This window comes from Burkholderia cepacia complex sp. TUM26381 (assembly GCF_057439935.1).
The window spans coordinates 1,081,106-1,106,085 of the sequence record NZ_CM172007.1 but is presented as its reverse complement, the minus strand read 5'-3'; the positions used below and the strand labels follow the sequence as shown (position 1 = coordinate 1,106,085).

Annotated in this window: 24 protein-coding genes; 8 read left to right on the top strand and 16 right to left on the bottom strand. The window is 69.1% G+C overall.

Annotated elements, in window-relative coordinates; genetic code table 11:
• Positions 1-6 precede the first annotated feature (6 nt).
• The gene (locus tag ACWMMN_RS21775; protein ID WP_486423938.1) at positions 7-1,029 is read left to right on the top strand and encodes a LacI family DNA-binding transcriptional regulator; all 1,023 of its coding nucleotides are present in this window, start codon (positions 7-9) and stop codon (positions 1,027-1,029) included.
• 32 nt (positions 1,030-1,061) lie between these two features.
• On the opposite strand, the gene ACWMMN_RS21770 is transcribed toward ACWMMN_RS21775, so the two are convergent.
• The 13 genes from ACWMMN_RS21770 to ypfJ all read right to left on the bottom strand — a co-directional run bounded on the left by ACWMMN_RS21770 (position 1,062) and on the right by ypfJ (position 14,346).
• Entirely contained in the window at positions 1,062-1,949 is an 888-nt protein-coding gene (locus tag ACWMMN_RS21770) for a carbohydrate ABC transporter permease (protein ID WP_174991339.1), read from the bottom strand.
• On the bottom strand, positions 1,919-2,788 hold the full coding sequence (locus ACWMMN_RS21765; protein WP_059239882.1) for a carbohydrate ABC transporter permease: 870 nt from the start codon (positions 2,786-2,788) through the stop codon (positions 1,919-1,921). Before ACWMMN_RS21765 ends, ACWMMN_RS21770 begins: the two co-directional genes overlap by 31 nt.
• Positions 2,789-2,822: 34 nt before the next feature.
• Complete coding sequence (locus ACWMMN_RS21760; protein WP_059239880.1) at positions 2,823-4,061, bottom strand: ABC transporter substrate-binding protein; 1,239 nt, start codon at positions 4,059-4,061, stop codon at positions 2,823-2,825.
• Positions 4,062-4,256: 195 nt separating this feature from the next.
• Positions 4,257-5,465, bottom strand: coding sequence for a porin (locus tag ACWMMN_RS21755; RefSeq protein ID WP_486423937.1), 1,209 nt, complete (start codon positions 5,463-5,465; stop codon positions 4,257-4,259).
• A 166-nt stretch (positions 5,466-5,631) separates the two neighbouring features.
• On the bottom strand, positions 5,632-6,570 hold the full coding sequence (locus tag ACWMMN_RS21750; protein ID WP_043181328.1) for a helix-turn-helix domain-containing protein: 939 nt from the start codon (positions 6,568-6,570) through the stop codon (positions 5,632-5,634).
• 69 nt (positions 6,571-6,639) lie between these two features.
• Positions 6,640-7,224, bottom strand: coding sequence for a DUF3156 family protein (locus tag ACWMMN_RS21745; protein ID WP_256086149.1), 585 nt, complete (start codon positions 7,222-7,224; stop codon positions 6,640-6,642).
• Positions 7,221-8,723 (bottom strand): APC family permease, encoded by a 1,503-nt coding sequence (locus ACWMMN_RS21740; protein ID WP_174991343.1) that lies wholly within the window; start codon positions 8,721-8,723, stop codon positions 7,221-7,223. The genes ACWMMN_RS21745 and ACWMMN_RS21740 overlap by 4 nt, the downstream gene beginning before the upstream one ends.
• 248 nt (positions 8,724-8,971) lie before the next feature.
• A complete protein-coding gene (locus tag ACWMMN_RS21735; protein ID WP_059239872.1) occupies positions 8,972-10,312 on the bottom strand; it encodes an aspartate aminotransferase family protein in 1,341 nt (446 codons plus the stop codon).
• A gap of 73 nt (positions 10,313-10,385) precedes the next feature.
• Positions 10,386-11,888, bottom strand: a complete 1,503-nt coding sequence (locus tag ACWMMN_RS21730; RefSeq protein WP_059239870.1) for an aldehyde dehydrogenase family protein — start codon at positions 11,886-11,888, stop codon at positions 10,386-10,388.
• 220 nt (positions 11,889-12,108) lie between these two features.
• Positions 12,109-12,306 (bottom strand): hypothetical protein, encoded by a 198-nt coding sequence (locus ACWMMN_RS21725; RefSeq protein ID WP_256086147.1) that lies wholly within the window; start codon positions 12,304-12,306, stop codon positions 12,109-12,111.
• Positions 12,307-12,325: 19 nt separating this feature from the next.
• Entirely contained in the window at positions 12,326-12,511 is a 186-nt protein-coding gene (locus ACWMMN_RS21720; RefSeq protein WP_486423936.1) for a hypothetical protein, read from the bottom strand.
• Positions 12,512-12,548: 37 nt separating this feature from the next.
• Entirely contained in the window at positions 12,549-13,277 is a 729-nt protein-coding gene (locus ACWMMN_RS21715) for a helix-turn-helix transcriptional regulator (protein ID WP_059239866.1), read from the bottom strand.
• A gap of 166 nt (positions 13,278-13,443) precedes the next feature.
• Entirely contained in the window at positions 13,444-14,346 is a 903-nt protein-coding gene (ypfJ, locus tag ACWMMN_RS21710; RefSeq protein ID WP_059240954.1) for a KPN_02809 family neutral zinc metallopeptidase, read from the bottom strand.
• Positions 14,347-14,739: 393 nt separating this feature from the next.
• Here ypfJ and ACWMMN_RS21705 point away from each other — a divergent pair, with 393 nt between their 5' ends.
• The 5 genes from ACWMMN_RS21705 (at position 14,740) to ACWMMN_RS21685 (ending at position 19,715) form a co-directional block, all read left to right on the top strand.
• Positions 14,740-15,531: an SDR family NAD(P)-dependent oxidoreductase gene (locus ACWMMN_RS21705; protein ID WP_059239864.1), complete on the top strand. Its 792-nt coding sequence runs from the start codon at positions 14,740-14,742 to the stop codon at positions 15,529-15,531.
• Between the two features lie 194 nt (positions 15,532-15,725).
• Complete coding sequence (locus ACWMMN_RS21700) at positions 15,726-16,763, top strand: LysR family transcriptional regulator (RefSeq protein ID WP_340624764.1); 1,038 nt, start codon at positions 15,726-15,728, stop codon at positions 16,761-16,763.
• 99 nt (positions 16,764-16,862) lie between these two features.
• Entirely contained in the window at positions 16,863-17,552 is a 690-nt protein-coding gene (locus ACWMMN_RS21695; protein ID WP_256086145.1) for a DUF4286 family protein, read from the top strand.
• Positions 17,553-17,644: 92 nt separating this feature from the next.
• Positions 17,645-18,964, top strand: coding sequence for an MFS transporter (locus tag ACWMMN_RS21690; protein ID WP_256087294.1), 1,320 nt, complete (start codon positions 17,645-17,647; stop codon positions 18,962-18,964).
• A 49-nt stretch (positions 18,965-19,013) separates the two neighbouring features.
• Positions 19,014-19,715: a DUF2848 domain-containing protein gene (locus ACWMMN_RS21685; RefSeq protein WP_059239858.1), complete on the top strand. Its 702-nt coding sequence runs from the start codon at positions 19,014-19,016 to the stop codon at positions 19,713-19,715.
• Positions 19,716-20,066: 351 nt separating this feature from the next.
• Here ACWMMN_RS21685 and ACWMMN_RS21680 read toward each other — a convergent pair whose 3' ends face one another.
• Positions 20,067-21,044 carry an NAD-dependent epimerase/dehydratase family protein gene (locus ACWMMN_RS21680; protein WP_174991349.1) on the bottom strand — a complete coding sequence of 326 codons (978 nt, stop codon included), beginning with the start codon at positions 21,042-21,044 and terminating at the stop codon, positions 20,067-20,069.
• Between the two features lie 98 nt (positions 21,045-21,142).
• Between ACWMMN_RS21680 and ACWMMN_RS21675 the strand changes: the two genes are divergently transcribed.
• The gene (locus tag ACWMMN_RS21675; protein ID WP_342705228.1) at positions 21,143-22,045 is read left to right on the top strand and encodes a LysR family transcriptional regulator; all 903 of its coding nucleotides are present in this window, start codon (positions 21,143-21,145) and stop codon (positions 22,043-22,045) included.
• Between the two features lie 15 nt (positions 22,046-22,060).
• On the opposite strand, the gene ACWMMN_RS21670 is transcribed toward ACWMMN_RS21675, so the two are convergent.
• Both ACWMMN_RS21670 and ACWMMN_RS21665 read right to left on the bottom strand, forming a co-directional pair.
• Positions 22,061-22,381 (bottom strand): DUF7660 family protein, encoded by a 321-nt coding sequence (locus ACWMMN_RS21670; RefSeq protein ID WP_059239852.1) that lies wholly within the window; start codon positions 22,379-22,381, stop codon positions 22,061-22,063.
• 60 nt (positions 22,382-22,441) lie between these two features.
• On the bottom strand, positions 22,442-23,314 hold the full coding sequence (locus ACWMMN_RS21665; RefSeq protein WP_340624762.1) for a LysR family transcriptional regulator: 873 nt from the start codon (positions 23,312-23,314) through the stop codon (positions 22,442-22,444).
• A 144-nt stretch (positions 23,315-23,458) separates the two neighbouring features.
• Here ACWMMN_RS21665 and ACWMMN_RS21660 point away from each other — a divergent pair, with 144 nt between their 5' ends.
• Entirely contained in the window at positions 23,459-24,919 is a 1,461-nt protein-coding gene (locus ACWMMN_RS21660; protein ID WP_342705229.1) for an MFS transporter, read from the top strand.
• Positions 24,920-24,980 lie beyond the last annotated feature (61 nt).

Sequence of the window (24,980 nt, the reverse complement as noted above, 5' to 3'; positions counted from 1 at the left end):
GAATCGATGAATGACAAGGAAAGAAAACCGTGGGTGACGGCATCGGACGTCGCGGCGCGCGCGGGTGTCTCGCGCTCCGCGGTATCGCGCGCCTTTTCGCCGACGGCGAGCATCGCACCGCAGACGCGTGAACGCGTGATGGTCGCCGCGCGTGCGCTCGGCTACCAGGTCAACCTGATCGCGCGCGACATGATCACGCAGCGCAGCAGCATGATCGGCGTCGTCACGGCCGGGTTCGAGAATCCGTTCCGCGCGCGGTTGCTGTCGGACCTGATGGCCGCGCTCGGGCAACGCGCGCTCACGCCGCTCGTGACCAATGCGGAAGATCCGCGCCAGATCCGGCAATCGCTCGAACAACTGCTCAGCTACCGCATCGCGGGCCTCGTGATGACGTCCGCGTCGCCGCCGCTGTCGGTCGCGCAGCAGTATCTCGAACACCGGATTCCGGTCGTGATGATCAACCGCGAGGCGAACCTGCCGGGCGCGGATGTCGTCGTCAGCGACAACGCGGCGGGCGCTGCCCATGCGGCGCAGCGGCTCGTGCGGGCCGGCGCGCGCCGGCTCGCGTTCGTCGGGCCGCGCGGCGCCAGCTACAGCGCGCAGTCGCGCGCCGCGGCGTTCGAGCACGCGATCGGGCAAGGCGATGCGTTCGACGCGACGCTCGCGCACGTGCTCGACACACCGTCCGATACCCACGCCAGCGGGATCGACGCGGCGCGGCAACTGTTCGCAGGCGGCGAACGGCCCGACGGCGTGTTCTGCTCGTCCGACCTGCTCGCGCTCGGCGTGATCGACGTCGCACGCCGCGAATTCGGGTTGCGCGTACCGGACGACCTGCGCGTGATCGGCTTCGACGACATTCCCGCCGCCGAATACGACGCCTACCGGCTGACGACGCTGCGGCAGGACACGCGCGGCCTCGCGCACGCGGCGATCGACCTGCTCGCCGATCGCATTCGGACGTTCGACGGCCCGTCGCGCACGCGCGTCGTGCCGGTCGCGCAGGTGGTGCGGGACAGCTGCGCGTGACGGCGTGAAATCGGGCGCGGCACGGCCGCGCGTCACTTCAGCCCGCCCGCGAACCCGCGCAACAGGTAGCGCTGCACATAGCCGGCCACGGCCAGCGTGGGCAGCGACGCCATCAGCCCCGCGCTCATCAGGTCGCCCCAGTCGATGCCGTTCTCCGTCACGTAGCCGGCAATCGCGAGCGGCAACGTGAAACGGCTCGGCGTCGACACGAACAGCAGCGCGATCAGGAACTCGTTCCACGCGGCGATGAACACGAAGATCGCCGTCGCGATCAGCCCCGGCGCGCACAGCGGCAGCACGATCTGCACGAGCCGTCGCGCGAGCCCCGCACCGTCGATGCAAGCCGCCTCCTCATACTCGATCGGCACGTCGCGTACGAACGCGAGCAGCATCCAGATCGCCATCGGGAGCGCATAGATCTGATAAGCGAGCATCAGGCCAAGCGTCGAATCGAGCAGATGCAGCCGCTTCGCGAGCGCGAACAGCGGCACCGCGATCGTGATCGGCGGCATCAGCTTCAACGCCAGCACGAGCACGAGGAACAGCAAGTCGAGCCGCGCCGGAAACCGCAGCCGCACGAGCGCGTACGCGGCCGGAAACGCGAGCGCCAGCGCGAGCAACGTCGTGCCGAAACCAACCAGCAGCGAATTGAACAGCGGCGCGCCGATGCCGTTGGACCACACCGACGCGAAATGCTCGAGCGTCGGCGCGGCCGGCCAGATCCGCAACGGATGATCGAGGCGTTCGAGCGTCGGCATGAAGGCCGCGCCGGCCATCCACAGGCACGGCAGCAACAACAGCGCGAGCGCGGCGATGCGCAATGCCCACGGCATCGCGCGACCGAATGCGGCGCCCATTCGCGCGCCCGTGATGCCTGCGGGATGCGCCGTCACGCGCGCCGCTTGCGAACCGTCTGCCATACGTACCCCGAGACCAGCACCGCGGACGCCGCGAGCATCAGCACCGACGCGGCGCTCGCCGGCCCGACGTTGAAGAAGCGGAAGCCCGTGTCGTAGATATAGGTCGACAGCGTCTGCGTCGCGTTGCCGGGGCCACCGCCCGTCAGCGCATAGACCTTGTCGAACAGCTTGAACGTATCGATCGAACGCAGCAGCAGCGCGAGGCCGATCTGCGGCGCCGCGAGCGGCAGCGTGATGTCGCGCAGGCACTGCCACTCGCTCGCGCCGTCGGTGCGCGCCGCTTCGTACAGCTCCTGCGGAATCGACTGCAGCCCGGCCAGCACGATCAGGAACGCCATCGGCGTCCACTGCCAGATGTCGACGAGCGCGAGCGACCACAGCGCGAGATGCGGATCGGACAGCCAGCGCACGCCTTCGATGCCGAACACGGCGAGCAGCGTGTTCAGGAAACCGTCGAAGTTCAGCCAGTTGCGCCAGATCGCCGAGCACACGAGTGTCGACAGCATCATCGGCAGGATCGCGAGCGGCAGCGCGATGCGCCGCCCCGGAAACGCGCGCACGAACAGCAGCGCGAGGCCGAAGCCCAGCGCGACTTCGGCGAGCGACGCGACGATCGTGAACCGCAGCGTATTGCCGAAGCCGGCCGTGAACGCGTCGTCGCCGAGTACCGCGCGATAGTTCGCGAGCCCCGTGAACGCGCGGCGGCCGGCCGAGTAGTCGACCTGGCAGAACGAATCGATCAGCACCTGCGCGACCGGATACAGCGCGAGCGCGACGAGCACCAGCAGCGCGGGCCCGAGCAGCGCGACGAACGGCAGGCTGCGGCCGAAGGCTTTCATGCGCGATCTCCGATCGACGGGTTGACGCGCGCGGTCACTTGCCGGCCGCGGCCATCGCCTGTGCGATCTTCTGCTGCGCCTGGCGCAGCGCGGCGTCGGGGGCGGCCTGCCCGGTCAGCGCAAGCTGCAGCTGGTCGCCGAGAATGCTCTCGACCTGCTGCCAATCCTTCACACGCGGGCGCGCCCGGCCGGCTTCGAGCGCCTTCAGCTGATCGGGATACCAGCGGTACTGGCGCACCAGCGCCGGATCGTTGAACACGCTGCGGCGGGTCGGCGGAATGCCAATGCCGGCGAGGCGCGTCTGCGTATCGCGTGCGGTCAGGTAAGCGAGGAAGTCCTGCGCGAGCTTCGCGTGCGGCGCATCCTTCGGAATGCCCATCTGCCAGATACCGAGCATCGGCGCCGGGCCGGCGGTCTGCCCGGGCGGCGGCTGCAGCGCAATCTGACCGACCACGCGCGACTGCTTCGGATCGTCGAGCGCCGGCACCCATGCCGGCCACACCTCGATCGACTGCGCGGCCGTGCCGCGCTGCAGCGCATCGCGCACTTCCGCCGCACCGTACACGTCGACGTCCTTCGGCGCGAACGCCTTCAGCGCAAGGAACGTCTTCAGCGCGGCCTGCGCTTCGCGTGAATCGATCGTCACGTTGCCGGCATGGTCGAACACGTCGCCGCCATACGCCCACAGGATCGGCAGGAAGCCCGTCACGACCGGGTTGCCCTTCGTGCCGCGAAACACGACGCCCGACACGCTCTTGTCCGCGCCGCCGACGGTCTGCGCGATCTTCAGCACGTCGTCCCAGTTGCGCGGCGGCTGCAGCTTGTACTTCGCAAGCAGGTCCTTGCGGTACGCGAACATCTCGACGTTGCCGACGATCGGCAGCGCGTACAGCGCACCGGTGGCGTTGCGGCCGAGCGCGACGGCGGACGGCACGAGGTCGGCGTCCGCGAGCGACGCCGGCAGCGGCTTCAGCCAGCCGTTGCCGATGAATTCGGGCGCCCACGTGTCGTCCATCATCACGAGGTCGTAGGCGCCGGTGCCTTCGCGCATCGACAGCTTGAGCTTCTGGTACAGGTTCGCGTTCGGTAGCTTGAGCAGCTCGATCTCGGTGCCCGGGTGCAGTTTGTTGAAGCCGGCGACGGCGTCGGCCAGCCCCTTGCCGTAGATGTCGTCGCGGCCTGCGATGACGAGATCCGCGGCAACGGCGTGCATGGCGGCGAAGGACAGCGCAAAGGCGGCGGACAGCGCGCGCAGGCGGGTCAGCAGGGTCATGAGGTCTCTCTCGTTCGACGTGGTGGCGGGACGGCCAGGCGTTGCACACGTGTGCAACGCAGGTGATGCGGCTGGCTGCCTGAAGCGTACGCCATTGTTCACGCCGATCGTTAAGAATTTATGGCACGCGGCGGGAGAGACAGCCAAACTGCCCGACTGCCCCGCCCCGCCTGGCCACGGCTGCCCCCGGCCCGGTCAGAAGTTCACGCGGATCCCGGCCATCACCGCCAGCTGACGGCTCGAGTTGCTGTTCGCGAGCACCGGAATTTGCGCGTAGTTCACCGCGTTGCCGTCCGCGCCGGTGCCGAGCCCCGTGCCGCTCGCGATCTGGCCGATCGCGACCGCATACAGCGCCGTGCGCTTCGACAGGCTGTAGTTCGTGCCGACGTTGACCTGGTGGAACCGCGTCGTGCCGCGTCCGTCGGTATGCGCGGCGTTGAAGATGTACGCGACGCCGCCCTGCAGCGCGGGCGTGAACATGTACGTGACGTTCAGCTCGCCGATGTCGAACGTGAACGCCTGCGTGTGCGGTTGCGCGGTGGTCGAGAAATAGCGGCTGTCGCCGAGGCGCGTATGCGTGTAGGTCAGCGCGACCGTCGCCGCGCCGAGCGTGACCGAACCGCCCGCGCCGAACGCGCGCATCGAGCCGGCGTCCTGCAGCAGGCAGTACATCGCACCCGGATTGCTGCACGCGAAGTCGCCGATATAGCCGCTCGCGCTGCCGAGCGCCGCGTCGAGCGGCTGGTGCAGGTCGAGGTAGCCGACCGAGAACGCCACCGGCGCGCGCGTGTACGTCGCGGCCACCGCATAGCCGCGCTTCGCGGAAAAGTCGCCGGCCTGCCCGCCGAAGCTGAAGGTGCCGCCGAACGTGAGGCCGTTGAAATCGGCGCTGGTGAACTTCACCGCGTTGTTGAAGTTGAATGCGGCGTTCAGGTTGTCGACGTCGCCGAGATGCGAGCCGTACGGCGTCGCCCAGTTGTTGCTCGATACGTATGCGCCGAGCATGTCGGTGTACGAGTCGTATTGGCGGCCGAGGCCGAGCGTGCCGATCCCGTCCCGACGCAGCCCGACCCACGCCTGCCGGCTGAATGCGGTGCCGCCCTGCAGCGCCTGCCCGCTCGCAGACAGGAACTGCTGCTCGAGCGTGAACACCGCATCGAGCCCGCCGCCGAGCGGCTCCGCACCCTGGAAGCCGAAGCGCGACGGCACGAGGTTGCCGCCGCCCATCTGCCACGCATGGCCGCCGCCCGTGCTGCCGTCGGCGCGTGTGAACTGCTGGTTCGTCGAGTAGATGATGCCGGTGTCCACGGTGCCGTACAGCGTCACGCTCCCCGAGGTCTGCGCGTGTGCGTGCATGCAACCCAGCGTCGCCGCGGCTGCGGCCAGTCGTCGTCCGATCTTCATGTCCCGCCCTCTGTTGTCATCGATTCGCAGTGCAAACCGATGGTGTTGTCGATATGGGTGACGGGACTCTATCCAGCGAAAATTCAGGACCTCTATCGCAAATCGGCAAACAGTGGGTTGCGCTGCCCGCGACGATGCCCGACGGCGCCGTCGCGGGTGGCGCGCGTCATTCGGGACGTGTCGTCTGGGAAGGCAGTTCGCCGAACAGGTCGCGATACTCGCGTGCGAAATAGCCGAGATGCGTGAACCCCCAGCTCGCGGCGGCCTCGCCGACGCCGAGCTGCTGCACCGACGTCGTGCGCAGCATCCGGCGCACCGCGTTCAGCCGGATCGTGCGCAGGTAGCCGACGGGGGTGACGTCGGCCACGCGTTGAAAACTCGTTTGCAGCGTGCGGCGGCTGCAACGCAGCGCGCGGCACAGTTCGAGCACGGTGACGGGCTCCTCGGGCCGGTCGCGCAGATGCTTCTCGCAACGGCTCACGATATCGCTGTAGGTAGCGTGCGTGATGTCGCGGCGCTCGACGCCGATGCCCTGTTCGAGCGCGTCGAGGAACATGCCGAGCATTGCGTCGCGGAACATCTTGCGGGTCGCAGCGTATTCGAGGTGGCCCGGGTTGCGCTGCGCGTCGTCGATCAGCGCCGACAGCCGCACGCCGAGCGCGACGCCCTGTTCGTCGGACAGCCGCGTCACGTGCCGCAGCTTGCGCGCGCCGGACGCGCCGAATTCGGCCTCGCACAGCTCGTCGACCATGTCGGACGCCGCGCTGATCCCGACGAGCCCCATCCCTTCCGGCGTGTGGAATTCGAAATCCTCGCCGGCGCGCAGCGCGAGCAGCGCATAGCCGTCGATCGGCTGACCCTGGAACGTGCCCGCGAGCGGAACGGACAGCGGCACCGCGAGCGACGTGCGCCCGGCCGGCGCGAGCCCGGTTTGCGCGACGCGCCGGTTGGTCGTTTCGCGGAAGAAGTGAAAATCGTCGTACAGCACCTGCGTGACGGTGCCCTTGAAGCGGCCCGGCGTCATCTGGCGGTAGACCTGATGCCAGCCCGCGATCGCGAGCCCGTGATCGTGCACGTCTTCGTGTGAGCGTGACTGGAACAGCATCGGCATCTCCGGTAAAACCCTGATTCCTGGATGCGGCCGCCGGGTTCACACGGCACGCAACGCCACAGCTTACCCTCGCAAAATCCTGCGCAGTGCGGTTTCGAATGCAAGAAAGGCCGCCGACAGCGCAGCGGCCTGCTCGCCGGTCAGCCGGACATAGCGGCGAAACGACGGCATCCGGTTCACGACCTCGCTGCCGCCGAACGGCACGATCGCAAGCGTCCAGCGGCCGTCGCGCGTGTCGATCGTGCAGTCGGTCAGGTGCAGCGGCCGCAGCGCGTCGACCAGCGACGGTTCGGCGATCAGCGCGGCCAGGGTGTCATTGAATACGGGGTCGCATCCCGAGGCGCGTACCGCATCGATCCCCGTGCGGCGCAGCCAGCCAGTCTGCCGCACGCGGGCGCTGCCCTGCGCGGCCGGGCCGTTCGCGGTCGCCGCCACCCGCACGCTGACCGTATGCATCAGGAACTGGCGCTCGACGCGCTCGTCGACGCTCACGCGCACGCCGTTCGGCAGCCGCGCGGTGGCGCCGACACCGCCGGCATCGCGCGCGGCCTGCAGGTCGGCCAGCACGCGCGCGGCGATTGCGCCGGGCCGATGGCCGGGCGGCGGCGCGTCGGGCGCCGCGCGCCACCGGGCGAGCACGGCCCTCACGACGCAACGTGCTCGTTGCGCAGCACTTCCTCGACCGGCACCGGCTTGAACGGATGCCGGCGCTGCACCACGAGCGTCCAGAACAGCGCGTACAGCGCGGTGAGCCCGAGCATCGCGCCGAACGGCACGTAGATGTCGCGCGGGTTCATGCCAGGCGGCGTGATGTACCAGATCGCGAGCACGATGCCGACGCTCGACACGATCTGCGGCAGCGGGAACAGCGGCGAACGGTACGGACGCGGCAGGTCCGGGCGGCGGATGCGCAGCATCACGACCGACGCGGTGACGAGCAGGTACGCGGTGCCCCATGCGCAGGTCGCGGCGAGCACGAGGTGCAGGATGCTGTCGAGATTGCCGTTGATCAGCCACGCGTGGAAGATCGGCACGATCGCCGCCGCCACGATGCCGACCACCGGCGTCTTGAAGCGCGGATGCAGGTACGCGAAGCAGCGCGGCAGCGCGCCGTCGATCGCCATCCCGTACAGGATGCGCGGCAACCCGGCCATCAGCGTGTTGATCGTCGCGGCGCCCGCGCACAGGAACGCAATACCGAACCACACGCGGCCGAACGGGCCGAGCACCTGCAGCGCGAACGCCGGAATCGCACCCGGTGTGTCGAGCAGGTGCGTCAGGCCGTCGGGGCTCACCGGCACGTTCGCGACCTGGCGGCGGATCGCCGCGCCGTACAGGAACATGCAGATCGCGACGCCGACGAGGCCGAGCGCCATCGCCCGCGGAATCGTGCGGCCCGGCGACTTCATCTCCGGCGCGAGCGGCGTGACGAACTCGCAGCCGACGAACATGAACATCGCCATCCCGACGAGCGACAGCACGGCCGGCACCGACGTGCCGACTTCCGAGCCGCCGAACCAGCCGTCGAGATGCACGGCCGGCGCGGCCGCGAGCCCGAGGATCCCGAAGATCATCAGCGACAGCCACATGCCGGCCGTCAGCACGATCTCCAGCTTGCTGAACACCTTGATGCCGATGATGTTGGTGATCGCGAACGTGACCACGAGGCCGACGCCGACGAGCCACGAGCTGTTGTGCTTCTCGAACGCGGCGTTCAGCGATTCGAAGTTGACGAGCGCCATGATGCCGCTCAGGATCGTCTCCGCCGTGCCGGCGAACACGTGCACGAGGAAATACGCGGAGATCGTGCCGGTGATCGCCCAGAAACGGCCCAGCCCGCACGACAGGTAATCGTAGACCGAGCCGGCCGTCGGCAGCATCGCGGCGGCTTCGGAGAACGTGGTGGCCTGCGCCTGCATCATCACGAACGCGATGATCATCGCGACCGCGAACGCCCAGCCGCCCATCCCGAAGCCCGACGTCGCGGTGAGGATCACCGGGCTTGCCATGATGAGGCCGACGGCGCTCGCCAGCGCGGTCGGAAAGCCGACCGCACCCGCCTTCAGCGCCGTGCCGCCGCCCGCTTCGGCCGGCGATCCGGCGGACGTGTCGCCCGCGGCGCCGGTAACTCCTGACCATCCCGACATCTTTGTCTCCTTCCTTGACTGGCCTGAACCCGCGCTTCGTCGGCGGCTGGGGCCACGTTTGCCTTGCGGTCGGCCCGGGGTGGCGCTTCAGCGCTTCGTTCCCCGGACCCCTGTCGATCACATCGTGATCCGATGTCGAAAAAATACGCAGGCAAAATAATCCGGTCATAGCGCAAATCGGCAAACCCGCGGCGGCGCTCCCGCCTTCCGCCACCGGCCTGCCGTCATGCGACTGCACCGCGCCGCCGTTACGCGAACGGCACGGCCTCGAAGCCTGCCGCGAGCGCGTCGACGATCCGGTCGAGTTGCTCGCGCTGGATCACGAGCGGCGGCGACAGGATGATCTTCGTGCCGACCGGGCGCACCAGCACGCCGTTCTCGCGCGCGACTTCCGCGACCGCGTTCGCATAGCCGGACAGCGGGTCGATCGGCTCGCGCGTAGCCTTGTTCGCGACGAGGTCGAGCGCGAGCATCAGCCCCTTGCCGCGCACTTCGCCGACCGCCGCGAAGCGTTCCGCGAACGGCTTGAGCGCTTCGAGCAGATACGCGCCCTGCTTCGCGGCATTCGCGGGCAGGTCTTCCTTCACGACGATGTCGAGGCTCGCGATCGCGGCCGCGCATGCAACCGGGTGGCCCGCGTACGTGTAGCCGTGCATGATCGCACCGCCGAAATCGGCGTTCGCGGCGAACGCATCCTCGATCCGCGCGTTCACGACCGTCGCGCCGAGCGGTACGTAGCCCGACGAGATGCCCTTCGCGAGACACATGATGTCCGGGCGCACGCCCCAGCCGCGGCTGCCGAACATGCTGCCGCTGCGGCCGAAACCCGTCACGACTTCGTCGGCGATCAGCAGCACGCCGTAGCGATCGCACACCTCGCGCACGAGCGGCCAGTAGTTGGCCGGCGGCACGATCACGCCGCCCGCGCCCTGGATCGGCTCCGCGATGAATGCGGCGACCGTGTCGGGGCTTTGGAACTGGATCTCGCGCTCGAGCATTTCCGCGCAGATCCGGCCGAGCTCTTCGGGATCCTGCGTAAACGGGTTGCGGTACAGCCACGGCGTCTCGACGTGGAAGCAGCCCGGCAGGTTCGGTTCGTAGTTGCGGCGGAACACCGTGTTGCCGTTGACCGACGCGCCTCCGAAGTGCGTGCCGTGGTAGCCCTGCTTCAGCGAGATGAACTTCGTGCGGTCGGCCTGGCCGCGCACCTTCCAGTACTGGCGCGCGATCTTCAGTGCGGTCTCGATCGAGTCGGAACCGCCCGAGCTGTACAGCACGCGGCGCATCCCTTCCGGTTCGAGCATGTCGATCACCTTCTTCGACAGTTCTTCCGCGCGCGGATGCGAAATGCCGTCGAACAGCTGGAAGTATTCGAGCTCGTCGAGCTGGCGCACGATCGCGTCCTTCACTTCCTGGCGGTTGTGCCCGACGTTCACGTTCCACAGGCCCGCGACGCCGTCGACGAGCTTGCGCCCCTCTTCGTCGAACACGTAGCAGCCGTCGCCGCGCACGATGCGGATCGGCTTGCGCTGCTTCATCTCGTTCGGGTGCACCATCGGATGCCAGAATTTCGCTTCGTTGTAGCTCATTGCAGTCTCCACTGTCGGATCTTTTGAACTGGGTGGTTCGGGTTCTGGTTCGGGTTCGAGGTCGCGCCGCGCATCAGTGCGCGATGCAGACGGATTTGGTTTCGGTGAAGCCTTCGATCGCGTACTGGCCGAATTCGCGGCCGATGCCCGATTGCTTGTAGCCGCCGAACGGCATCGACGGATCGAGCGGGATATGGCAGTTCACCCACACGGTGCCGGCCTCGATCTGCGGCACGAGGTTCATCACGCGCTTCAGGTCGTTGCTCCAGATGCTCGCGGCGAGGCCGTACGGCGACGCGTTCGCGAGGCGCACCGCGTCGGCCGCGTCGTCGAACGGCACGACGACGATCACCGGGCCGAACACCTCGTCGCGCACGATCGCGCTGTCCGGATGCGGATCGGCGATCACGGCCGGCTTCACGTAGTAGCCGGGCAGATCGTCGGCCGGCGTGCCGCCCGCGAGGAACGTGAGGCCCGCGCGGCGCGCGCCTTCGATGTGCTGGACGACCTTGTCGCGATGGTGTGCGGACACGAGCGGGTTGATCTGCGCGGTCGTGTCGAGGCCTGCGCCGAGCTTCATCGACTGCGCGACGCCCGCGAGGCCGTCGGCGAGCTGCGCGAACTTGCTGCGGTGCACATAGATGCGCGACGCGGCCGCGCACACCTGCCCCTGGTTGAAGAACGCGCCGGCCGCGACGCCGTCGAGCGCCTGCGCGACGTCGACGTCGTCGAGCATCACGATCGGGTTCTTGCCGCCCAGCTCGAGCGAAAAGCGCGTCATGTTCTGCACGGCCGCCGCGCCGACCAGCTTGCCGGTCGCGGTCGAGCCCGTGAACGAGATCTTCGCGATCGACGGGTGGCTCGCGAGCGCCGAGCCGCAGACGCGGCCGCCCGTGACGACGTTGAACACGCCCGGCGGCACGCCTGCTTCGCGGGCAAGCTCGGCGAGGCGCAGCGCGGTGAGCGGCGTTTCCGGCGACGGCTTCAGCACGATCGTGCAGCCGGCCGCGAGCGCGGGAATCAGCTTCCACACCGCGATCATCAGCGGGAAATTCCACGGCACGATCGCCGCGACCACGCCGACGGGCTCCTTGCGCGTATAGGCCGTATAGCGCGCGCCGGGCGGGAACGGGATCGACACGTCGAGCGTCTGGCCGGTGATCTTGGTCGCCCAGCCGGCCATGTAGCGCACGTATTCGACGCTCGCGCCGACTTCGATCGCGCGCGACACGTGGATCGACTTGCCCTGGTTCAGCGTTTCGAGCTGCGCGAGCGTTTCGGCGTCGCCTTCGATCAGGTCGGCGAGTTTCAGCAGGATGCGTTCGCGGTCGGCCGGGCGCAGCCCGCTCCAGACGCGCGTGTCGAATGCGTGCTTCGCGCTGGCGACCGCACGGTCGACGTCGTGTGCGTCGGCATCCGCGACCGTTGCAAGCCGCTCGCCCGTGGCGGGGTCGTACACGTCGAGCCGCGCAGCCGCGTGCGCGGGCTGCATGTCACCGTCGATGAAGAGGCCGAAATCGCGCGCAACGAAGGTGCGCACGGTGTCGCTGACGGCGACGAAGTTCGTGTTGCTCATGGGCGTCTCGAGGATTGTCGTGGCTGGACCGCGTGCCGGTCAGGCACGCGGGCGTCGGACCACTGTATCGACGAGGGATCACGCCCGGTGAGCGCAAATTGGCAGCGCGTGAGGGATCGTGGCGGGTTCGAACCCCGCGGGACGCGGCCGGAAACCGGCCCGATATCGGCACGGACAACCGCTGCTCAGATACCGGACTGTCAGTCCGGTCGTTGAATGGCTAGTTTCTGAAACCGTGCGCCATCGACGCAAGGAAGTCGTATGCCTGGTAATCCAGCCAGTAAATGCCGAGCGTCAGCGGGATCAGGAAGTACAGCGAATCGTACGTCCCGCTTCGCACGGTTCTGACGATGAAAATCGGCAGCGCAATGCTCAACGCGATGACCACGAGCGAAACGGCAATGATCGCGACGTCCATGTTCCCGGCCCTTTGATTGTTATCGAAACGACAATCGCGCATGGTACTTCACGATCTCGCAGGCCGGCGGGCAGAGCGACGACGGGAACGGCGCGGCCAGCCGCTGACGGACATGCGCCCCCGCATTCCCGACCCGCTCGTTTTCCCTGCCGCCTCCCGAGGTGAACCGGCAGAAGCTTGCGCCGAGGTCGCGGTCGAATTCCATCGGGCGGTCCGGCCGACCGTCGCGACGATCCGTCGGATCAAAGGAACAACGCCCCGACCAGTTCGGTGCGGTTCGACACGCCGAGCTTGCGATACATGCGCATCAGGTGGGTCTTGACCGTCGGCTGCCCGAGCGCGAGATCGCGTGCGATCTCCTTGTTCGAGCGGCCGTCGCGCACGAGGCGTGCGATCTGCTCCTCGCGATAGGTCAAACGCTCTTCGCAGCCGATCCGGTGGATCCCGCGCCGCGCGCGCAGCAGCGGGCTCAGTGCGGCTTCGGCCACCGGCTGCAGCCGCGCGAGTGCATCGATTTCGCCGGGCGCGAACCGGCCCGCCGTGCGGTTGCCGTCCGCGTCCCCCGTCCCGAAACGCAGCAGCGAGAACGCGCCGATCGTGCGGCCCGCGTCGCGCAGCCAGATTTCGACGACGTCGGCCACGTCGTGCCGCCGCAGGAAACGGGTCCAGTACGCGGACGCATCGCGTCTTTCGTCAGGCAATTGGGACGCGAGCGTGACGACCGCGCATTCGCCTGCCGCGCAGCGCGACGGGTGCAGCGGATCGAGCATCCGGTAGCGCGCGACATAGGTGCGGTGCATCGATTCCGGCATCCCGAACAGCTCGAAATCGGCCGGTTCGCCGCTCTGGTCGAGCCGGTAGAACACGATCGCGGACGGGCTCGCGAACGCGTCGAACGCCGCCACGCAGGCGCGCAGCGCGCGCTGCCAGTCGGCGGCGTCCTGGTCGGCGGGAACGGAGGGGGTCGGCATGATGGAGTCGGCTGGCGGGCGAACGGATCGAATTGCGAGGTTCGGGCCAGCCTACCGGCGCCGAAACGCGCCGGTGAGCACAAATCGGCAAATCGTCCCGGTTCGGCCGGGATGACGGGTCCAGCCGGGACGATGCGGGCGCGCGAGACGGGGCGCGCGCCCTGTTTCAGCGTGCGTTCGCGGCGAACGTGTCGCAGGCGCTCAGCTCGCCCGACTCCATCCCGCGCCGCAGCCAGTACACGCGCTGATCGCTGGTGCCGTGCGTGAAGCTCTCCGGTACGACGTAGCCCTGCCCCTGCTGCTGCAGGCGATCGTCGCCGATCGCGGCCGCCGCCTTCAAGCCCTGCTCGAAATCGCCCGGTTCCATCAGCCGCTGGTTCGCGTGCTGCGCGTTGTTTGCCCACACGCCCGCGAAACAGTCGGCCTGCAGTTCCATCCGCACCGACAGCGCGTTCGAGCGCGCCTGGCTCGACCGCCGCCGCGCGGCGTCGACCTTGTCGGAAATGCCGAGCAGGTTCTGCACGTGATGGCCGACTTCGTGCGCGATCACGTAGGCCTGCGCGAAATCGCCGCCCGCGCCGAAACGCTTGCGCAATTCGTCGTAGAAACCGAGATCGATATAGACCTTGCGGTCGGCCGGACAGTAGAACGGCCCCATCGCCGTCTGGCCCGTGCCGCAGGCGGTCGGCGTCGAGTTCGTGAACATCACGAGCTTCGGCGGCTCGTACTGCGCATGCAGCTGCGTATTGAACACGCCCGTCCACGTGCGCTCGATATTGCCGAGCACCTTGCGCGTGAACACCGCGCCCGGATCGTTCGCCGGCGCGCCCTGGCGCTGCGCCGGCACGCCCTGGCGCTGCTCCGGCGCCGGCTGCGCCTGCTGCTGGCGACCCTGCAGCGCCGACGCGCCTTCGAGCACCACGCGCGGGTCGATCCCGAAGAAATACGACGCGGCCAGCGCGACCACGATCGTGCCGATGCCGATCGTCGCGCCGCGCCCGCCGCCGAAGCCGCCGGCGCCGCGGCGATCCTCGACGTTCATGCTTTCTCTTTCGTCGTCCAGCCTCATTGCCGGGCCCTCCCTGTTCTTGTCGATGGTCCGGTCGCACCAGCGCACAACCGGGCGATACGCCGCGGCGGCGCGCTCCATCGGCGGACGCGATACCTGCGCCTCGGGCGCATGCTAGCGTCGATCCTGCCGGCCTGCCGCTCCGCTCGCACGACGGAATCGGCCGGCCGACGCGCCGTGCGTCGATGCGCGCGCACGCCCGCGCTATTTTGCCGGTCTTTCGCGACTTATCGCAAAAATGTGGAGGATAGAGCGATTCGGCGCCGCACATCGTCAGCCTTTGCAAAATGGGCCACGGCCGTCCGGACGACCCTCGTTCATCCTTTCGGCGGATACCGGCGTACGCCGGCGCCGCCTAAAGTGACCGGAACCCACCCCTTACCGGAGAACGACATGACGCACCCGCAACCCCGCACGATCGCGATCACCGGCGCGGGCACCGGCATCGGCGCCGCATGCGCGCGCCGCTTCGCCCGCCGCGGCGACCGCGTCGTGCTGATCGGGCGCCGTCAGGCGCCGCTCGACGCACTGGCCGCCGAGACGGGCGGCCTCGCGCTCGCAGGCGACGCCGCGAGCACGGCCGACTGGGCCGGCTTCCTGCCGCGCATCGCCGAACGCTTCGGCCGCGTCGACGCGCTCGTCGCGTGTGCGGGCGGCCACGGCATCGGCCGCGCGGACGAAACCGACGACACGCAGTGGCGAAACGCGATGCACGCGAACCTCGACACGGCGTTCGTCAGCGCGCGTGCGTGCCTGCCCGACCTGATCGCGCAGCGCGGCAACATCGTGCTGGTCGCGTCGATCGCGGCGCTCGCGGCCGGGCCCGGCGTGTGCGGCTACACGGTCGGCAAGCACGCGCTGCTCGGGCTCGCGCGGTCGCTGGCACGCGACTACGGCCCGCACGGCGTGCGCGCGAACGCCGTGTGCCCGGGCTGGGTCCGCACACCGATGGCCGACGCGGAAATGGAACCGCTGATGGCCGCGCACGGCGATTCGCTCGACGGCGCGTACGCACGCGTCAGCGCCGACGTGCCGCTGCGGCGCGCGGCCGAACCGGACGAAATCGCGGCCGTCTGCGCGTTCCTTGCGTCGCCGGACGCGTCGTTCGTCACGGGAGCAACGCTCGTCGCCGACGGTGGCGCAATGGTCGTCGACGTGCCGACGCTCGCGTTCGACCCGCTTTGACGCAAGCGGGCACGCCGCCCGCGTGGCACGTCGTGGCGGGCAGCGTGCCGGCACCGGGCCGCCGGTACCAGTACAGGTACCCGTACCCGCCACGACACACGCGCCGCGCCGCCCGCTCGTTTGCCGCCCCGGAAATCCGCTACCATCGACCGATCCCGCCGCCCTCCCGGCGCCGCCTCACAGTTCGGACTTCGATGAACATCCGGTTTCTTGAAACCTTCGTCTGGCTCGCGAAGCTGGAAAACTTCCGGCTCACGGCCGAAAAGCTGCACACGACACAGGCCGCCGTGTCGAGCCGCATCGCGTCGCTCGAGGAGGCGTTCGACGTACGCCTGTTCGACCGCAACACGCGCTCGGCCACCCTGACGCCCGCGGGCCGGCGCATGCTCGCGTATGCAGAGCGGATCGTGCGGCTCGACGGCGAAATGCGCCGCGACATCGACGCGGCGAGCGACGCGGGCCTGATCCGGATCGGCGTGATCGAATCGATCGTGCACAGCTGGTTTCCGGCGTTGATGGCGCAACTGCGCGAGCGCTATCCGCGCCTCGACGTCGAGATCACGAGCGACACGACGCTGCATCTGATCCGCCTGCTCAGCACCGACGGCGTCGACCTGATCATGCAGACCGACCCGGTGCCGGGCCCCGACTTCACGAACCTGCCGCTGTGCGAATTCCCGGTGCGCTGGGCCGCGAGCCCGCGCCTCGGGCTCGGCGGCCAGCCGCTCGACGTCGCGCGCCTGGCCGAGTTTCCGATCATCAGCTTCTCGCGCCACTCGGGTCCGCACGCGACGATCGAACGCCTGTTCGCGGCCGTCGAGCGGCCGGCCAGCATCAACTGCATCACGTCGGTCGCCGCGATGATCCGCCTCGTCGCCGACGGCTTCGGCGTGGCCGCGCTGCCGCCCGCGATCATCGGGCGCGAGCTGCACGAAGGCGCGCTCGAACTGCTCGACGTCGAGCCCGAATTCCCCGCGCTGCCGCTCGTCGCAACGTACCGCAGCCAGGGGCTGCCCGTAGCGGCGCGCATCGCCGAACTCGCGAGCGAAGTCGCGCGCGCAATGGCCGCCGCGGCCAGCCATGCGAAGCCGGCTGCGCCCGAACGCATCGACACAACGCCCACACGCAAGGCGGCCAGAACGAAGACGAATGCGCCGGCGAAAACGACACGCACGAAGCAAGCCGCGCCGCCCGCCCCTCCCGCCGCGAAACGCCGCCCGCGCCGCTCATAAGAAAACCTGTTCACCGCGAATTTGTTTTCTTGTTGGACGGGTGCGGCCCGTCTTCGGGACACTGCGGTTCCTGACACACCCCGTCACGAGGACCCCGCGATGACCCGCCTTTCCCTTCCGCACGGCCAGCTTTGCGTCTGGACGGATATCGACCCCGCGCACGAAGCCGATTTCAACGCGTGGTACGACCGCGAACACATGCAGGAACGTGTCGCGATTCCCGGCTTCACGCATGCGCGGCGCTTTCGCGCGACCGACGGCGGCCCGCGCAAGTACCTCGCGCTGTACGTGACGGATGCGCTCGACGTGTTCCACGGCGATGCGTACCGGCGCGCGTTCACGCAGCAGACCGCATGGTCGCTCGCGAACTTCGAACGCATGACGGGCACGCAGCGGCGCGTCGGCGAACTGACGATCGAGGCCGGCGACGGCGAAGGCGCGCATCTCGCGCTGTTCGTGCTGCCGCCGGACCGCATCGACGTGCCGCACCTGCGCCGGCACCTCGACGACGCCCTGCGCGAACCGGGCATCCACGCCGCGCGGCTGTTCCGCACCGCGCCTGACCTGTCCGCGCCGATCGGCGCCGATGCGGCCGCCCGCCCCGCCGCCGATGCGCTCGTGCTGATCGAAGGCAGCGACGCAGCGGCCACGCGCCGCGTGGCCATCGCGCTCGCCGGGCATGACGACGTCCGCACGTTCGACCTGCTGTGGCGCGCCGCCGCGCCGCTGCAGGTTGCGCACCGCGACCCCCAGGCCGACCCGGCTACCGCTGCCGCATTGCCTGCTTGAACGTCGAGCGCCGAACGCCGGCGCCCGCCGTGCCGCATTCACACGCGGCCGACACGCCGGCCCCGCGATTTCCCCCCGTCATCCGTCACGACCTGCCCGATACCATGAGCACTCTCGCCCAGCCCGCCGCCCACGCGCCACGCCGCGTCCGCACTAGCCGACTCGCGACCGCGAGCATGATCGGCACGTCGCTCGAGTGGTACGACTTCACGATCTACAACACACTCGCCGCGCTCGTTTTCAACCACCTGTTCTTCCCGTCGGTCGATCCGCTGGCCGGCACGATCCTCGCGTTCTCGACCTATGCAGTCGGCTACGTGTCGCGCCCGCTCGGCGGTTTCGTGTTCGGCAACCTCGGCGACCGCATCGGCCGCCGCGCGGTGCTGATGCTCACGCTCGTGCTGATGGGCGTGACGACCGCGCTGATGGGTGCGCTGCCGACCTATGCGCAGGCCGGCATCCTGAGCCCGATCCTGCTCGTCGCGCTGCGTTTCGTGCAAGGCGTCGCGCTCGGCGGAGAATGGGCCGGCGCGGTGCTGCTGTCGGTCGAACACGGCGACCAGAAGCGGCGCGGGCTGTCCGCGTCGTGGACGCAGATCGGCCCGTCGTTCGGCACGCTGCTCGGCACCGGCTGCATCGCGCTCGTGACGCTGTCGACCACGTCCGACAACTTCCTGTCGTGGGGCTGGCGCGTGCCGTTCGCGGCCAGCGCGCTGCTCGTCGTGTTCGGCTTCTGGCTGCGGCGCGGCGTCGACGAAACGCCGCAGTTCGAGCAGCTTGCCGAATCGCACGCGACCGCCGAAGTACCCGTCGCCGATGTGCTGAAGTATCACTGGAAGCGCCTGCTCATCGCGGGCGGCTCGCGGATCGGCTCGGACGTGCTGTATGCGCTGATCGTCGTGTTCACGCTGACCTACGTGACGACCGTGCTGCACCTGTCGCGCCCCGTCGCACTGACGGCCGTGATGATCGGCACGGCCTGCAATGCGCTCGCCGTGCCGTTCTTCGGCGCGCTGTCGGACCGCTTCGGCCGCCGGCCCGTGTATCTCGCCGGCGCAATGGCCGGCATCGTGTGGGCGTTCGCGTTCTTCGCGATGCTCGATTCGGCGCGCCCCGCCGCGATCGTCGCGGCCGTGGCGATCGGCCTCGTGATCCACGCGGTGATGTACGGCCCGCAGGGCGCGTTCGTGACCGAACAGTTCCCGACCCGCGTGCGCTATGCCGGCTCGTCGCTCGCGTACACGCTCGCGGGCATCGTCGGCGGCGGCTTCGCGCCGCTCGTGATCGCCGCGCTGTTCCGGCAGACGGGCACGACGACGGCGGTGTCGCTGTACGTCACCGCCGCGCTCGTCGTCACGTCGATCGCGCTGCTCGCCGCGCGCGAGACCGCACACCGGCCGCTCGAGGATTGAGCGTCTCCGCCAGCCGGTTCATTCCTTCGCACTTCAAACGGATATCCGCATGCCAACCCTGTCGTTCAACGTGATTCCCCTGCAAGGCGCGCCGGCCGCCGCCGACGTCGACATCGAGCGCGTCGTGATTGCCGGCTGGGCCGGCCGCGACCCGGCCGCGATCCAGGCGCATATCGACGAACTCGCGGCACTCGGCGTCGCGCCGCCGTCGACCACGCCGTGCTTCTACCGCGTGGCGCCCGCCCTGCTCACGCAGGCGCCGTCGATCGGCGCGCTCGGTGCGCGCTCGGGCGGCGAGATCGAATGCGTGCTGGTCGACAGCCCGGCCGGCACGCTGGTCACGGTCGGCTCCGATCATACGGATCGCGAAGTCGAGGCGTACGGCGTCGCGGTATCGAAGCAGGTCTGTGCGAAACCACTCGGACGCGACGCATGGCGTTATGCGGACGTCGCCGATCACTGGGACGCGATCGAGATGCGGTCGTGGCTGATTGCACGCAACGGCGAACGGATCGCGTACCAGCACGGTGCGGTGAGTGGGCTGCTCGCACCGGACGTGCTGTGGCAGCGTTTTGACGACCGCCGCACGATGCCGGCGCGCTGCGCGATGTATGGCGGTACGGTCGCCGTGCACGGCGCGATCGCGGCCATGGGCGACGGCGATGCGTTCGAGATGGAACTGCACGATCCGGTGCTCGGGCGCAGCCTGCGGCACCGGTATGCGGTCGAGGTGTTGCCGGTCGTGGCGTGACGGGCAGCGAAAAACCGCACGGCACGCAGGCGCGGAGGGTTTCAGTCGCCGCGCCTGTGCCTACCGATAGGGTTGAAAACAGTGGTAGTCAGGAAAATTGAACTGTGAGTTGTCGCAATACAGAACGCCGGCCAGGTCGGTGCAACCGCTCAATGTGGAAATAATGGCCGCTGCAACCCACACTTTCCGTCCGAAATACAACATCGCGCCCCCGTTTTCGCATTGTCGGTATTGACCGACATGATGCTCATCGGACGCGCCCGGGTATGTGGAGAATTGTTGTCCCGCGGGTTCTTCACTGCGCGAGGATGCTTGCCCGTGCCCGGCCATGACCGTGGCACGGGCCCTGGCTCACTTGAGACACCCGAGCCCGGCCAGCGTCGCCTCCACCGCCGTATCGAGCGGCGTCACCGGCTCGCGGCCAAGCACTGCGGTGACGCGCGCGTTGTCCATCCGGATCGGTTCGCGCCACAGGTAACGCATCTCGAGCAACTCGCGCAGCGTCGTCACGAACGGCGCGGCCGCCCAGACGATCCACCACGGGAAATTGCGCAGCGCCGGCCGCATCCCGTGCCGTTGCGCGACCCGTTGCACGGCCAGCGCCATCTGCGTGCCGTCCTCGTCCCAGTGCCCGCCCAGGTGAAAACGCGCGAACGGCTCCAGCGTCTCGCGCCGCTCGATCAACTCGAGCATCGTGCGGGCCACGTCCGGCACGTACGACCATTGATGGCCGATGCCGCGGCTCGGCACGCTGATCGCCGCGACGGGCCGCCCGGGCTTGATCAGCCCCTGCGAGAACCAGCTGTTGCCCAGGTGCGGCCCGAAGAAATCGCCGGCTCGCACGACGATCGCCCGCACGCCGTGCTCGCTGGCGTCCTGCAGCCGCCGCTCCATTTCGACGCGAATCGCGCCCTTGCGGGTCGACGGATGCTGCGGCGCATCTTCCCGCAGCACCGGAAACGCGTCGGCGCCGAAGTTGTAGATCGTACCGGGCAGCACGATGGTCGCCTGTGCGGCCCGGGCCGCCGCGATCGAGTTGTCGACCATCGGCAGCACCTGCTCGGCCCAGTTCCGGTATCCGGGCGGGTTCACCGCATGCACGATCACGCTGCAGCCGCGCGCGGCGCGGACCACCGCATCGCGATCCAGCGCGTCGCCGCGGAGCCACGTAATGCCGTCGCGTTCCACGATCTCGGCATCGAGCCCGCGCTTGAGCGCCCGCACCTGCCAGCCTGCATCGCGCAACTGCCGCGCGACTTCCCCGCCAATTCCGCCGCTCGCGCCGAGCACGAGTGCCTGCCGTTGCGTCCCGCCTGCGTCCGTCGTCATTGCCGCTCTCCTTGAATGAACCATCGTGAGACGCATTCTGGCGCGCCGGCTCATAACAAGGAATTGCCTAGCTCAGCACATCGGCTATACATTTATGTATGACCATCGATCTGAACTGGGAACGCTACCGCACCTTCCTCGCGGTGCTGACGGAAGGCTCGCTGTCCGGCGCGGCGCGCGCGCTCGGCATTACGCAGCCGACGGCCGGCCGCCACGTCGCCGCGCTCGAAGCCGCGTTCGGCCAGACGCTGTTCACGCGCTCGCCGTCGGGCCTGCTGCCGACCGAGGCCGCGCTTGCGCTGCGCGGTCATGCGGAAGCGCTGCGCAGCGCGGCGGCCGCGTTCGAACGCGCGGCGGCGAGCCACGGCGCGGGCGTGCGCGGCATCGTGCGGATCTCGGCCAGCGACGTCATTGCCGTCGAGGTGCTGCCGCCGATGCTCGCGCAATTGCGGCGCGACCATCCGGGGCTCGTCATCGAACTGGTGCCGACCGACCGCATCCAGGACGTGCTGAAGCGCGAGGCCGACATCGCGGTCCGGATGGCGCCGCCCGCGCAGGACGCGCTCGTCGCGCGGCGCGTCGGCGAAATCGAGGTCGGACTGTATGCGCGCGACGATTACCTGGCGCACCACGGCGCGCCCGTGACGGTCGACGCACTCGCGCATCATGCGCTGATCGGTTTCGATACGGTCACGCCGTTCATCCGCTCGGCGGGGCGCGGGATGCCGCTCTGGAAGCGCGAGTCGTTCGCGCTTCGCACCGACAGCAACCTCGCGCAGCTCGCGATGATCCGCGCGGGCTACGGGATCGGCTTCTGCCAGTCGGCGCTCGCGAAACGCGACACGCGGCTCGTGCGCGTGTTGCCGGACGGGCCTTCGATGCGGCTGGAAACCTGGGTCGTGATGCACGAGGACCTGCGGGCGAGCCCGCGCTGCCGGGCCGTGTTCGACGCACTGGCGACCGGGTTGCGCGCGTATGCCGATGGAGAAGCCATCGAGTAGCAAGCGCGCGCCGCGCTATTCGTAGATTTTCCCGGAGAACAGGATGTCCGCGATGCGTCGCCAGGGATTGTCGGGCACGTCGTAGAAGCGCAGCCCCTCCTCCGATGCCTCGGCCCACTCGACCATGGCTTCCAGGTACTCGCCGATCGAACGGTTTTCCCAGCCAAGCGCGGCACGGGCGTACGGCGACGGCGGCGCATCGGCCTCGAGCTGCCGCTCCTTGTGCCAGTCGTGGCCGAGCACGCGCAGGAACTGGATCAGCGAACGCTCGTCGACCACGCGTTCCAGCGCGTCCTGCAGCCTGGCGGCCATCTGGTTTTTCAGTTCGTCGTTCATGCCTGTCTTCCCCTGGCGCGCCGCTCGGATACGCGCCGCCGCGTGTCGCGCGGCCTGGTTTTACATCAGCAATTGGCGCGACAGCACCTCGCGCGCCTGGGTGACGGTCTCGCGTTCGCCCGGCATCGGCGGCGTCAGCGAAAACACCGCGTCGGGCAACGGCGGCAACCGGTATTTCGTGCCGAGCCGCATCAGGCCGTCGCCGATCGCCGATGCGCACAGACAGCCGACCCCGAGCCCCGCCGCGACCATCGACTGCAGCCCCGCGACCCCCGACGCACTGTGCACGAGCGCGTACGGCGTGTGCTGCTCGTCGAGCGCGCGCACGGCGACCTGATGCATCATGCAGTCGTCCGGCAGCAGCACGAGCGGCAGCGGCTCGGGCAACTGCTCGGCGAGCACGGGCGACGCGACCCACGACAGCGGTTCGCGCCGCAGCACCCAGCGCGTATCGGCTGACGCCGGCCGGAACGGCCCGCTCGACATGTTCATCACGACGCCGAGATCGATCTGCCCCCGCGCATGCGCCGCCTCGATCTCCACGCTCTTCATCGCGCTCACGTGCAGGCTCAGCTGGGGGTAGCACTCCCGCAGCCGCGCCAGCATGCCTGCCACCTCATTCGTGCGGAAGTAGTCGGTGATCGCGACGCGCAGTTCGCCCTGGATCGCCTGCCCGCGCAGTTCGTCGAACGCGGCCTCGTTCAGCGCCACGATACGCCGCGCGTGCTGCAGCAGCCGCGTGCCGGCCGGCGTCGGCTCGACGCCGCGCTTGCTGCGCACGAACAGCGGCACCCCGGCCCGCGCTTCGAGCTTGCGCACCTGCTCGCTGACCGTCGATTGCGACAGATGCAGCAGCGGCGCAGCGGCCGTCAGGCTGCCGGCGTCCGCGACTGCCGCGAAAGTACGCAACTGGTCCAGGTCGAAACCGCGCATGGTCATGCCCATCCATCGAATAACCCGATGGATGCTACCACTCTTTCCCGCTTTTCCGAATCATGGGCCATCGCCAGAATACGGAGTCAACGGCCTGCGTGCGTCGATCGCGCATGCGGCCCTCATTTTTCGGATCCTGCTTCCATGACGAACCCCACTCTTGCCCCCTGCGCGCCGGCCGGCGCGGCTGCCGCGGCGACGCCGCGCAGCCATCACGGCTGGGCGCTCGTGGTCCTGCTGGTCGGCGCCATTCTGCCGCCGCTCGACTACTTCATCGTGAATCTTGCGCTGCCGGCCATCCGCGACGGCATCGGCGCGCGCCCGGCCGAATTGCAGCTCGTCGTGTCGGCGTATGCGTGCGCGAGCGCGGTCGTGCAGATCACGGGCGGCCGCCTCGGCGACCTGTACGGCCGCAAGCGCATGTTCATGCTCGGCATGGCCGGCTTCGTGCTCGCGTCGACGCTGTGCGGGCTGGCCGGCAACGGCACGGTGCTGGTCGGCGGCCGGGTGCTGCAGGGCCTGTTCGCCGCGATCCTCGCGCCGCAGGTGCTCGCGACGATCCGCAGCGTGTTCAGCCCGCAGGAACAGGTGCGCGTGATGGGCTTCTACGGATTCGCGTTCGGCCTCGCGGCCGTGATCGGCCAGCTCGGCGGCGGCGCGCTGATCAGCCTGCATCCGTTCGGGCTCGGCTGGCGCGCGATCTTCCTCGTCAATCTGCCGATCGGCATCCTGGCGCTGATCGGCAGCTGGCGCTTCATCCCGGAAAACCGGCCGCCGCGCGGCCAGCGCATCGACGTGCCGGGCACGGTGCTGATGTCGCTGTTCCTGCTGATGCTCGTGTATCCGCTCACGCACGGCCGCGAGGCCGGCTGGCCGCTGTGGATGATCGCGTGCCTCGTCGGCGCGCTGCCGATGCTCGGCGCGCTGCTGGCGGTCGAATCGCGCCGGCTCGCCGGTGGCCGCGATCCGCTGCTCGACGTGCGCCTGTTCCGCAACCCGGTCGTCGCGCTCGGGCTCGTGCTCGCATTCCTGTTCTACATGCTGAGCGCATTCTTCCTGAGCTACGGGATCTATCTGCAGGGCTGCCTGAACTGGTCGCCGCTCGCGTCCGGGTTCGCGATCCTGCCGCTCGGGCTCGGCTTCCTCGCGAGCCCGCTGCTGATGCCGCGCCTGGTCGCCCGGTTCGGCGGGTATCGCGTGCTGACGCTCGGCTTCGTGATGCTCGCGGCCGGCGTCACGGCCACCGCCGCGCTCGCCCGCGCAGGCGCGCCGGGGCCCGGTTTTTATGCGGGCATCGCGGCGATCGGGATCGGTCAAGGACTCGTATTGCCGTCGGTCGTGCGCATCGTGCTCGCGGAAGTCGATGCGGCCCGCGCGGGCGTCGCGTCAGGAATGGTCAGCGCGATGCTGCAGATCGGCGCGGCCGTCGGCGCCGCGACGATCGGCGGCGTGTTCTTCGCGCGGCTCGGCGTGCATCCGGCCGCGCTCGACTACGTGCAGGGGTTCAGGACGTCGATGTTCACGCTGACGGTCGTGTTGGTGGCGTGCATCGCACTGTCGACGGCGCTCGGGCCGCTGCACCGGCGGCTACACGCAGGCGCGTAGCCGGACAGGGATGGCAGCGTCGGCAGAAGCCGAATCGTCAACGGCGCAGGCACGCGCCGGC